An 11,312-nucleotide genomic window follows, 5' to 3' on the forward strand; every position below is an offset into this window, starting at 1 on the left:
CGGGAGATTTCCAGGGTGCTGGACGAGGTACATGGCCTCGCCCGACTTCTATGGGCGTTGGCAAGATTTGCATGAGGCACGGGGCCATGACAAGCCAAGACTGTATCGGCCGTCACGCAGCGAAGTTGAGTGCGGTGCGGCCGCGAGGCCGAGCCGCCGGTCAGAATCGTGCGGGCAAAAAGAAGCCCCGCCATCCGGCAGGGCTGGAGAGTACGAGCGTGGCGTGCTCGTCGAGAGGAGGGCCGGCGTGGCCGGCCTTTGCAACACTTACAAGAGCAGCACTTACAGCAGCAGGGTGCGGATATCGCCCAGCAGGTCCGACAGACGCTTGGTGTAGCGCGCGGCTGCGGCCCCGTTGATCACGCGGTGATCGTAGGACAGCGACAGCGGCAGCATCAGACGCGGCTGGAAGGCCTTGCCGTCCCATACCGGCTGCATGGTCGCCTTGCTGACACCGAGGATCGCCACTTCCGGCGCGTTGACGATCGGCGTGAAACCGGTGCCGCCAATGTGGCCGAGGCTGGAGATGGTGAAGCAGGCGCCCTGCATGGCGTCGGCGGAGAGCTTCTTGGTGCGCGCTTTCTCGGCCAGTTCGGCGGCTTCGGCGGCGAGTTGCAGGAGGCTCTTCTGGTCGACGTTCTTGATCACCGGGACCAGCAGGCCGTCCGGCGTGTCCACGGCGAAGCCGATGTTCACGTACTTCTTGCGGATCAGCGCCTTACCGCTGGGGGCCAGCGAGCTGTTGAAGTCCGGCATTTCCTTGAGCAGGTGGGCACAGGCCTTCAGCAGGATCGGCAGCACGGTCAGCTTGACGCCAGCCTTCTCCGCCACGGCTTTCTGGGCCACGCGGAAGGCTTCCATCTCGGTGATGTCGGCCGAGTCGAACTGGGTCACGTGCGGCACGTTCAGCCAGCTGCGGTGCAGGTTGGCGGCGCCGACCTGCATCAGGCGGGTCATCGCCACTTCTTCCACTTCGCCGAACTTGCTGAAGTCGACTTCCGGGATCGGCGGGATGCCCGCGCCACCGGTAGCGCCAGCCGGCGCGCCGGATTTGGCGCGCTGCAGTTGTTCCTTGACGAACAGCTGCACGTCTTCCTTGAGGATGCGGCCTTTCGGGCCGGTGCCTTTGACTTCGCTCAGCTCGACGCCGAACTCGCGGGCGACCATGCGCACCGCGGGGCCGGCGTGGACCTTGGCGCCGTCACGGCTGGGCGCGCCCACCGGAGCGGCTTCCGCAGCCTTGGCCGGTGCAGCGGCCGGTGCCGGAGCGGCGGTAGGAGCGGCAGCGGCCGGAGCAGCCGCCGGAGCTGGTTCAGCAGCAGCCGGGGCAGCAGCGCCCGCGACCTTGAGCTTGAGGATCAGGTCGCCGGTGCCGACTTCGTCACCGATCTTGATCGACACGCTCTCCACCACGCCGGCAGCCGGCGAGGGGATTTCCATGCTGGCCTTGTCCGACTCCAGGGTGATCAGCGACTGGTCGGCCTCGACCGTGTCGCCGGCTTTCACCATGACTTCGATGACGTTGGCCTTGCCGGCGGAGCCGATGTCCGGGACGTGGATGTCCTGGACGCTGGCGCCAGCGGCGGGCGCGGCAGCCGGCGCCGGGGCAGCGGCCGGAGCCTCTGCCTTCGGTGCCTCGGCGGCCGGAGCCGGAGCTTCGGCCTTGGGCGCTTCGGCGGCAGCCGAACCTCCCTCGACTTCCAGCTCGAGGATCTCGTCGCCTTCCTTCAGGGTGTCGCCCACCTTGACCTTCAGGCTTTTCACCACACCGGCTTTCGGCGAGGGGATTTCCATGCTGGCCTTGTCGGATTCCAGGGTCAGCAGGCTCTGGTCGGCCTCGACGGTGTCGCCGACCTTGACCAGCAGTTCGATGACTTCACCCTGACCATTGCCGATGTCGGGTACACGAATCAGTTCGCTCATCGTGCCTCTCCTCAGCAGTCCAGCGGGTTGCGTTTTTCGGGGTTGATGCCGAACTTGGCGATGGCCTCGGCCACCACTTTGGGTTCGATATCACCACGATCGGCCAGGGCCTCCAGCGCGGCCAGCACGACCCAGTGGCGGTCGACTTCGAAGAAGTCGCGCAGCTTGCGGCGGCTGTCGCTGCGGCCGAAGCCGTCGGTGCCCAGGACCTTGAATTCCTTGCTCGGAACCCACTGGCGGATCTGCTCGGCGTAGAGCTTCATGTAGTCGGTGGAGGCGATGACCGGGCCCTTGCGGCCGGACAGGCACTCTTCGACGTAGCTCTGCTTGGGCTTCTGACCCGGGTGCAGGCGGTTCCAGCGCTCCACGGCGAGGCCGTCGCGGCGCAGTTCGTTGAAGCTCGGAACGGACCAGACGTCGGCGCCGATGCCGAAGTCTTCGCGGAGGATCTTCGCGGCGGCTTCGACTTCGCGCAGGATGGTGCCCGAACCCAGCAGCTGCACGTGATGCGCGGCGTCCTTCTTGTCCTCATCGAGCAGGTACATGCCCTTGATGATGCCTTCCTCGGCGCCCTTGGGCATGGCCGGCTGGACGTAGTTCTCGTTCATCACGGTGATGTAATAGAAGATGTCCTGCTGCTCTTCGATCATCTGCCGCGAGCCTTCGCGGATGATCACCGCCAGCTCGTAGGCGTAGGTCGGATCGTAGGTGCGGCAGTTCGGGATGGTCGCCGCCAGCAGGTGGCTGTGACCGTCTTCGTGCTGCAGGCCTTCACCGTTCAGGGTGGTACGGCCGGCGGTGCCGCCGATCAGGAAGCCGTGCGCGCGGCTGTCGCCTGCGGCCCAGGCCAGGTCGCCGATACGCTGGAAGCCGAACATCGAGTAGAAGATGTAGAACGGCAGCATCGGCTGGTTGTGCGTGGAGTACGAGGTACCCGCGGCAATCCAGCTGGACATGGCGCCGGCTTCGTTGATGCCTTCCTCGAGGATCTGACCTTTCTTGTCCTCGCGGTAGAACATCACCTGATCCTTGTCGACCGGCTCGTACAGCTGGCCGACGGAGGAGTAGATGCCGAGCTGGCGGAACATGCCTTCCATACCGAAGGTACGGGCTTCGTCCGGGACGATCGGGACGATGCGCGGGCCGAGTTCCTTGTCCTTGACCAACTGCGAGATGATCCGCACGAAGGCCATGGTGGTGGAGATTTCGCGGTCGCCCGAGCCGTCGAGCATGGCCTTGAGGGTTTCCAGCGGGGGAACCGGGACCTGGAAGCTCTTCTCGCGGCGCACCGGCATCACGCCGCCCAGCGCGGCACGGCGGGAAGCCAGGTACTTGGCTTCGGCGCTGCCTTCCTCGGGGCGGTAGAACGGCAGGTTTTCCAGATCGGCATCCTTGATCGGGATGTCGAACTTGTCGCGGAACGACTTCAGGGACTCGACGTCGACCTTCTTGACGTTGTGCGCGATGTTCTTCGCTTCGCCGGAACCTGTGCCATAGCCCTTGATGGTCTTGGCCAGGATGACGGTCGGCTGGCCCTTGTGGTTGACCGCCTGGTGGTAGGCCGCATAGACCTTGTAGGGGTCGTGGCCGCCACGGTTGAGCTTCCAGACTTCCTCGTCGGAGAGGTCCTTGACCATCTCCAGCAGCTCCGGACGCGCACCGAAGAAGTGCTCACGCACGTAGGCGCCGTCTTTGGCCTTGTAGTTCTGGTACTCGCCGTCGATGACCTCGTCCATGCGCTGCTGCAGCAAGCCGGCGGTGTCCTTGGCGAACAGCGGGTCCCAGAAGCGACCCCAGACCACCTTGTTGACGTTCCACTCGGCGCCACGGAACACGCCTTCGAGTTCCTGGATGATCTTGCCGTTGCCGCGAACCGGGCCGTCGAGGCGCTGCAGGTTGCAGTTGATGACGAAGATCAGGTTATCCAGCTTCTCGCGGCCGGCCAGGGAGATCGCGCCCAGGGATTCCGGCTCGTCGCACTCGCCGTCGCCCATGAAGCACCAGACCTTCTGCTTGCCGGCGGGAATGAAGCCGCGGCTTTCCAGGTACTTCATGAAACGCGCCTGGTAGATCGCCTGGATCGGGCCCAGACCCATGGATACGGTCGGGAACTGCCAGAAGTCCGGCATCAGCCAGGGGTGCGGGTAGGAGGACAGGCCGTTACCGTCCACTTCCTGGCGGAAGTTGTTCAGTTGGTCTTCGCTGATACGGCCTTCGAGGAAAGCGCGGGCGTAGACGCCGGGGGAGGCGTGGCCCTGGAAGAACACCAGGTCGCCGCCGTGTTCGTCGGTCGGGGCCTGGAAGAAGTAGTTGAAGCCAACGTCGTACAGGGTCGCCGAGGAAGCGAAGGAGGAGATGTGGCCACCCAGATCCGGGTCGTTCTTGTTGGCCTTCATCACCATCGCCAGGGCGTTCCAGCGCACCAGGGAGCGGATCCGGCGTTCCATGAACAGGTCGCCGGGCATGCGCGCTTCGTGGGTGACCGGGATGCTGTTGCGGTACGGCGTAGTGATGGCGTAGGGCAGTTGGGTGCCGGACCGGCTGGCCAGCTCGCCCATGCGGGTCATCAGGTAATGGGCGCGGTCTTCACCTTCACGGTCCAGGACCGATTCCAGGGCGTCCAGCCATTCCTGGGTTTCGACGGGATCGAGGTCTTGCATGGCTTGCTCCAGGGCGGAAAGGCTTCCAGAATCGGAAGCCAGTAGATCGTTGCCGATAGCTGCGCCAACCTCGTGGGCGACGCGGCGAATTCTTGGAAGTGCTCCGGGGGTACGCCCGGCGGGTTGTAGTTTTACTACAAATCGCCAGCGGATACACCCCTCCGCCAGAAAAAGTTAGTAGTAAAACTACAGGGGCGCGAAAAGACAGGAATGCCGGCGCCTCGCCGACCACTCAGGATAGACCATGAGCCTGCCGTCCCTGGCCGCTTTGCCGGCCACTCTTAAGCCTCTCGCCGAGCGAGCTGAGCAGAATTTTCGCACCGCCATCGCCGCCTCTTCTCCCGAGCAGATCGCCAGCTTCGAAGGCTGGTCCGACGAGCGGCATGCCGATTTCTCCCGCGTCACCGCCGGCAGCGATTTCGTTGCCGAGCAGGTCCAGCGCGATCCTGCCTTTCTATTGGAGCTGGCCGCGACCGGTGAGCTGGAGCGTGGCCTGCAGCCCGGCGAGATGGGGGCGCAGCTGGAAGCGCTGCTGGCCGATTGCGCCGACGAAGACGAGCTGGGTCGCCGCCTGCGCCGTTTCCGTCGACGCCAGCAGGTGCGCATCATCTGGCGCGACCTGAGCCGCCGCAGCGACCTGGCCGGTACCTGTCGCGACTTGTCCGACCTCGCCGACGCCTGCATCGACCAGTCCCTGGCCTGGCTCTATCAGCGCCATTGCCAGCAGTTCGGCGTGCCCATCGGCCATCGCTCGGGGCTGCCGCAGAAGATGATCGTGCTGGGCATGGGCAAACTGGGCGCGGGCGAGCTCAATCTGTCGTCCGACATCGACCTGATCTTCGGTTATCCCGAGGGTGGCGAGACCCAGGGCGCCAAGCGCGCGCTGGATAACCAGGAGTTCTTCACCCGCCTGGGGCAGAAGCTGATCAAGTCGCTGGATGCCATCACCGTCGAGGGCTTCGCCTTCCGCGTCGACATGCGCTTGCGCCCCTACGGCTCCAGTGGTCCGTTGGTACACAGCTTTGCCGCGCTGGAGCAGTACTACCAGGACCAGGGGCGCGACTGGGAACGCTACGCGATGATCAAGGCGCGCGTAGTCGGCGGTGACCAGGAAGCCGGCCAGCGCCTGCTCGAACTGTTGCGCCCGTTCGTCTACCGCCGCTACCTGGACTTCTCCGCCATCGAGGCGCTGCGCACCATGAAGCAGCTGATCCAGCAGGAGGTGCGGCGCAAGGGCATGAGCGAGAACATCAAGCTGGGCGCCGGCGGCATCCGCGAGGTGGAGTTCATCGCCCAGGCCTTCCAGCTGATCCATGGCGGCCGTGACCTCAGCCTGCAGCAGCGGCCGTTGCTGCGCGTGCTGGCGATCCTCGAAGGGCAGGGCTACCTGCCGCCGCAGGTGGTCGCCGAACTGCGCGAGGGCTACGAATTCCTGCGTTACGCCGAGCATGCCCTGCAGGCCATTGCCGATCGGCAGACGCAGATGCTGCCGGAAGACGAGTTCGAGCGTATTCGCGTCGCCTTCATCATGGGCTTCGCCAACTGGTCGGCTTTCCACCAGGCGATCAACCAATGGCGAGAGCGCATCGACTGGCACTTCCACCAGGTAATTGCCGACCCGGATGAAGACGAGGACGGCAAGGTCGATACCACCATTGGTGGCGAGTGGATTCCGATCTGGGAGGAAGCGGTGGACGAGGAGTCCGCCTGCCGCCAGTTCGCCGACACCGGCTTCGCTGAGCCGGCGCTGGCCTGGAAGCGCCTCACTGACCTGCGCCATGGTGCGCAGGTGCGCGCCATGCAGCGCCTGGGACGCGAGCGGCTGGATGCCTTCATGCCGCGCCTGCTGAACATGATCGCCGAGCGCGGGCCGGCCGATGTGCTGCTGGAGCGCACGCTGCCGCTGATCGAAGCAGTGGCGCGGCGTTCGGCTTACCTCGTGCTGCTCACCGAAAACCCCGGCGCGCTGGAGCGCCTGCTGACCCTCTGTGCGGCGAGCCCGATGGTGGCCGAGCAGATTGCCCGCTTCCCGATCCTGCTCGACGAACTGTTGAATGAAGGACGGCTGTTCCGTCCGCCGCAGGCTGCCGAACTGGGCGCCGAGTTGCGCGAGCGGCTGACGCGTATTCCCGCGGACGACCTCGAGCAGCAGATGGAGACTCTGCGCCACTTCAAGCTCGCCCACGGCCTGCGCGTGGTGGCCTCGGAGATCGCCGGCACCCTGCCGTTGATGAAGGTCAGCGACTACCTGACCTGGCTGGCCGAAGCGATCCTCGAGCAGGTGTTGAGCCTGACCTGGGACCAGCTGGTACAACGCCACGGCCGCCCGACCCGGGTGGACGGCACGCCTTGCGATCCGGATTTCATCATCATCGGCTACGGCAAGTCCGGCGGCCTGGAGCTGGGCCACGGTTCGGACCTGGACCTGGTATTCATCCACGACGGCGACCCGCAGAGCGAGACCGACGGCGAGAAGTCCATCGACGGCGCGCAGTTCTACACGCGCCTGGGGCAGAAGATCATCCACTTCCTCACCGCGCAGACGCCCTCGGGCATGCTCTATGAGGTGGATATGCGCCTGAGGCCGAGTGGCGCTTCCGGGCTGCTGGTCAGTTCGCTGCGCGCCTTCGAGGCCTATCAGCTGGGCGAAGCCTGGACCTGGGAGCACCAGGCGCTGGTGCGTGCTCGCGTACTTGCCGGCTGCCAGCGGGTGGCCAGGGCTTTCGAGGCGATCCGCGCGAAGGTGCTGGGCCAGCAGCGCGACCTGGCCGAGCTGCGCAAGGAGGTCAGCGAGATGCGCGCCAAGATGCGCGACAACCTCGGCACCCCGAGCACCGCCGCCGGTACGGCACCGAATGCCTTCGAGGCCGCGGCCCCGTTCGATCTCAAGCAGGATGCCGGTGGTATCGTCGATATCGAATTTATGGTGCAATACGCGGCCCTGGCCTGGTCGTGGCAGCACCCGGAGCTGGTGGAGTTCACCGACAATATCCGCATTCTGGAAGCGCTGGAGCGGGTCGGGTTGATGTCCGGCGAGGATGTCCTGAAGTTGCAGGATGCCTACAAGGCCTACCGGGCGGCGGCGCACCGATTGTCCCTGCAGAAGCAGCCGGGCGTGGTAAGCGGCGACCACTTCCATGCCGAGCGGCGCATGGTGATGCAGATGTGGAAAGCCTTCGAGCTGACCTGATTCGCTGCGATTTCCCTCCCCAGGGCTTTTGAACGATGGAGCCAGCATCCGGCGGGATGGTGATCGCCGGAGCAGGCCGCGCTGCCAGTCGCTTGCGCAGGTCTATAGATGTCAGGAGCAAGGCGTGTGATGCCATTGCGCCAGGTCACAGGGAGTGACGAAATCCGCCCGGCCGGTTTGCCGGCTGGGCTAGACTGCCGGCATTCGATGCTCGGCACCCGACCGTGAGGGCACGCGCTGCACGGCTGGATGAATGGAGTACGGGGAGGCGAGAGCCTCCCCGGTCGTTTCTGGAAAAGGCATGAGAATTCTGATCGTAGGCCCCTCCTGGGTGGGCGACATGGTGATGGCGCAGACACTCTTCCAGTGTCTGAAGCAGCGGCATCCGGACTGCGTGATCGACGTGCTGGCGCCCGACTGGAGCCGGCCGATCCTCGAACGCATGCCCGAGGTGCGCCAGGCCCTGAGTTTCCCGCTCGGCCATGGTGTGCTGGATATCGCCGCGCGCCGGCGCATCGGCAAGTCCCTCAAGGGTCAGTACGACCAGGCCATCCTCCTGCCCAATTCGCTCAAGTCGGCGCTGGTGCCATATTTCGCCGGCATCCCCAGGCGCACCGGCTGGAAGGGCGAAATGCGCTACGGCCTGCTCAACGACATCCGAACGCTCGATAAAGAGCGTTACCCGCTGATGATCGAGCGCTTCATGGCACTGGCTTTCGAGCCGGGTGCCGAGCTGCCGCAACCTTATCCACAGCCGCGCCTGGCCATCGACCCGCAGAGTCGCGAGGCCGCGCTTGCCAAGTTCGGCCTGAGCCTGGACCGCCCGGTGCTGGCGCTGTGTCCCGGCGCCGAGTTCGGCGAGGCCAAGCGCTGGCCGGCTGAGTATTACGCCAAGGTCGCCGAGGTGAAGATCCGCGCCGGCTGGCAGGTGTGGATCTTCGGCTCGAAGAACGATCATCCCGGCGGTGAAGATATCCGCATGCGGCTGATCCCCGGCCTGCGCGAAGAGTCGGTGAACCTGGCCGGCGAGACCGCCCTGGCCGAGGCCATCGACCTGATGTCCTGCGCCGCTGCCGTGGTCACCAACGATTCCGGCCTGATGCATGTGGCTGCCGCACTCAACCGCCCGCTGGTGGCGGTCTACGGTTCCACTTCGCCGCAGTTCACCCCGCCGCTGGCCGACCAGGTGGAAATCGTCCGCCTGGGCCTGGACTGCAGCCCGTGCTTCGATCGTGTGTGCCGCTTCGGCCACTACAACTGCCTGCGCGAACTCAAGCCGCGGCCAGTGATCGAGGCGCTGGACCGACTGGTTGCCGACCCGGTGGACGTGGAAAGCGCCGAATGAGGGTCCTGCTGATCAAGACCTCGTCCCTGGGCGATGTCATCCATACCCTGCCGGCGTTGACCGACGCCGCCCGCGCCATCCCCGGCATCCAGTTCGATTGGGTGGTTGAGGAAGGCTTCGCCGAGATTCCTGCCTGGCATCCGGCCGTGGCCCAGGTGATCCCGGTGGCGATCCGTCGCTGGCGCAAGAACCTCTGGCAGACTCTCAAGAGCGGCGAGTGGAGCCGCTTCAAGCGTCGCCTGAAGGAGGTCGACTACGACCTGGTGATCGACGCCCAGGGCCTGCTCAAGAGCGCCTGGCTGACCCGCTACGTGCGCCGTCGTACTGCGATCGCCGGGCTGGACCGGGAGTCGGCCCGCGAGCCGGCTGCCAGTCGCTTCTATAACCGCACCTATCCGGTCGCCTGGGGCCAGCACGCCGTCGAGCGTGTGCGCCAGTTGTTCGCCCAGGCGCTGGATTACCCGTTGCCCGCTGGCACCGGCGATTACGGCCTGGATCGCAATCGCCTGCTGGACGCGGTGGAGACCGAGCCCTACCTGGTATTCCTGCATGGCACCACCTGGGTGACCAAGCATTGGCCGGAGGTCTACTGGCGTGAGCTGGCCCAGCGTATGGGCGAACGCGGCTGGAAAGTCCGCCTGCCCTGGGGCAACGAAGCCGAGCGGCAGCGCGCCGAACGGCTGGCCGAAGGCTTGGAAAACGCCTCGGTGCTCCCCAGATTAAGCCTTGCCGGCATGGCCAAGGTGCTGGCCGGCGCCTCCGCCTGCGTGGCGGTCGACACCGGACTCGGACACCTGGGCGCGGCCCTGGACGTGCCGACGCTTTCGCTGTTCGGCCCGACCAATCCCGGTCTCACCGGCGCCTACGGGCGTTCGCAGGTGCACCTGGCCAGTGACTGGCCTTCGTGCACGCCCTGCCTGCAGAAGACCTGCACCTACCAGCCGACGGCCGAAGACAAGCGCCAGTTCGACCTGCGGCATGAACAGCCTCTGTGCTTCACGCGGCTGAACCCGCAGCGCGTGTCGACCCAGCTGGAGGCACTGCTGCTGGCCCCGGAGACGCTTCGATGACCCTGGCTTTCGTCCTCTACAAATATTTCCCGTTCGGCGGGCTGCAGCGCGATTTCATGCGCATCGCCCTGGAGTGTCAGAAACGTGGCCACTCCATCCGCGTCTACACGCCGATCTGGGAAGGCGAGGTGCCGTCCGGCTTCGATGTGCGCGTGGCGCCGGTGAAGTCCTTATTCAACCATCGCCGCAACGAGAAATTCAGCGCCTGGCTGGCGGCGGACCTCGCGCGCTCGCCAGTGGATCGGGTGATCGGCTTCAACAAGATGCCCGGCCTGGACGTCTATTACGCCGCTGACGGCTGCTTCGAGGACAAGGCGCAGACCCTGCGCAATTCCTTCTACCGTCGCTGGGGCCGCTACAAGCACTTCGCCGATTACGAGCGCGCGGTGTTCGCCCCGGAATCGAAGACCGAGATCCTGATGATCTCCGAGGTTCAGCAGCCGCTGTTCATCAAGCATTACCGCACGCCCGCGGCGCGCTTCCACCTGCTGCCCCCGGGCATCGCCCAGGACCGCCGCGCACCGGCCAACGCCGGCGAGATTCGCGCCGAGTTCCGCCGCGAGTTCAAGCTGGCCGAGGATGACCTGCTGCTGGTGCAGATCGGCTCCGGCTTCAAGACCAAGGGCCTGGACCGCAGCCTCAAGGCGCTGGCATCGCTGCCGCGTTCGCTGCGCAAGCGCACCCGCCTGATCGCCATCGGCCAGGACGATCCCAAGCCATTCCTGCTGCAGGTGAAGGCGCTGGGCCTGTCGGACAACGTACAGATTCTCAAGGGGCGCAGCGATATCCCGCGCTTCCTGCTCGGCGCCGACCTGCTGATCCACCCGGCGTACAACGAGAACACCGGTACCGTGCTGCTGGAAGCGCTGGTGGCCGGGCTGCCGGTGCTGGTCACCGACGTCTGTGGCTATGCCCATTACATCGACGAAGCGAAAGCCGGTCGTGTGGTGCCGTCGCCCTTCGAGCAGGAGCGCCTGAACGGCATGCTCCAGAAGATGCTGGAAGACGATGCCGCGCGTGCCGACTGGTCGCGCAATGGCCTGGCCTACGCCGATAGCGCCGACCTCTACAGCATGCCGCAGCATGCCGCCGACGTGATCCTGCGGGGGCATGAATGAACGCTT

The 11,312-nt window shown here is 65.6% G+C and carries 6 protein-coding genes; 4 read left to right on the top strand and 2 right to left on the bottom strand.

Annotated features, from left to right (window positions below; all coding sequences use genetic code 11):
• Positions 1 to 282: 282 nt before the first annotated feature.
• Together aceF and aceE are read right to left on the bottom strand one after the other, a co-directional pair.
• Positions 283 to 1,923: a dihydrolipoyllysine-residue acetyltransferase gene (aceF, locus tag N5C91_RS01870; protein ID WP_279827384.1), complete on the bottom strand. Its 1,641-nt coding sequence runs from the start codon at positions 1,921 to 1,923 to the stop codon at positions 283 to 285.
• An 11-nt stretch (positions 1,924 to 1,934) separates the two neighbouring features.
• Positions 1,935 to 4,583, bottom strand: coding sequence for a pyruvate dehydrogenase (acetyl-transferring), homodimeric type (aceE, locus tag N5C91_RS01875; protein WP_045216080.1), 2,649 nt, complete (start codon positions 4,581 to 4,583; stop codon positions 1,935 to 1,937).
• 244 nt (positions 4,584 to 4,827) lie between these two features.
• Between aceE and glnE the strand changes: the two genes are divergently transcribed.
• From glnE to N5C91_RS01895, 4 genes are all read left to right on the top strand, one after another.
• Positions 4,828 to 7,773, top strand: a complete 2,946-nt coding sequence (glnE, locus tag N5C91_RS01880) for a bifunctional [glutamate--ammonia ligase]-adenylyl-L-tyrosine phosphorylase/[glutamate--ammonia-ligase] adenylyltransferase (protein WP_279827387.1) — start codon at positions 4,828 to 4,830, stop codon at positions 7,771 to 7,773.
• Positions 7,774 to 8,074: 301 nt separating this feature from the next.
• On the top strand, positions 8,075 to 9,118 hold the full coding sequence (waaF, locus tag N5C91_RS01885) for a lipopolysaccharide heptosyltransferase II (RefSeq protein WP_279827390.1): 1,044 nt from the start codon (positions 8,075 to 8,077) through the stop codon (positions 9,116 to 9,118).
• Entirely contained in the window at positions 9,115 to 10,188 is a 1,074-nt protein-coding gene (gene waaC / locus N5C91_RS01890) for a lipopolysaccharide heptosyltransferase I (protein ID WP_279827392.1), read from the top strand. Before waaF ends, waaC begins: the two co-directional genes overlap by 4 nt.
• The gene (locus N5C91_RS01895; RefSeq protein WP_279827394.1) at positions 10,185 to 11,306 is read left to right on the top strand and encodes a glycosyltransferase family 4 protein; all 1,122 of its coding nucleotides are present in this window, start codon (positions 10,185 to 10,187) and stop codon (positions 11,304 to 11,306) included. Before waaC ends, N5C91_RS01895 begins: the two co-directional genes overlap by 4 nt.
• Positions 11,307 to 11,312 lie beyond the last annotated feature (6 nt).

Source organism: Pseudomonas sp. GD03903 (assembly GCF_029840045.1).
Classification (GTDB): Bacteria; Pseudomonadota; Gammaproteobacteria; order Pseudomonadales; family Pseudomonadaceae; genus Pseudomonas; species Pseudomonas pseudonitroreducens.

Coding starts and splice junctions, on each gene's coding strand:
- aceF (WP_279827384.1), bottom strand. CDS start 1,923: ATGAGCGAACTGATTCGTGTACCCGACATCGGCAATGGTCAGGGTGAA.
- aceE (WP_045216080.1), bottom strand. CDS start 4,583: ATGCAAGACCTCGATCCCGTCGAAACCCAGGAATGGCTGGACGCCCTG.
- glnE (WP_279827387.1), top strand. CDS start 4,828: ATGAGCCTGCCGTCCCTGGCCGCTTTGCCGGCCACTCTTAAGCCTCTC.
- waaF (WP_279827390.1), top strand. CDS start 8,075: ATGAGAATTCTGATCGTAGGCCCCTCCTGGGTGGGCGACATGGTGATG.
- waaC (WP_279827392.1), top strand. CDS start 9,115: ATGAGGGTCCTGCTGATCAAGACCTCGTCCCTGGGCGATGTCATCCAT.
- N5C91_RS01895 (WP_279827394.1), top strand. CDS start 10,185: ATGACCCTGGCTTTCGTCCTCTACAAATATTTCCCGTTCGGCGGGCTG.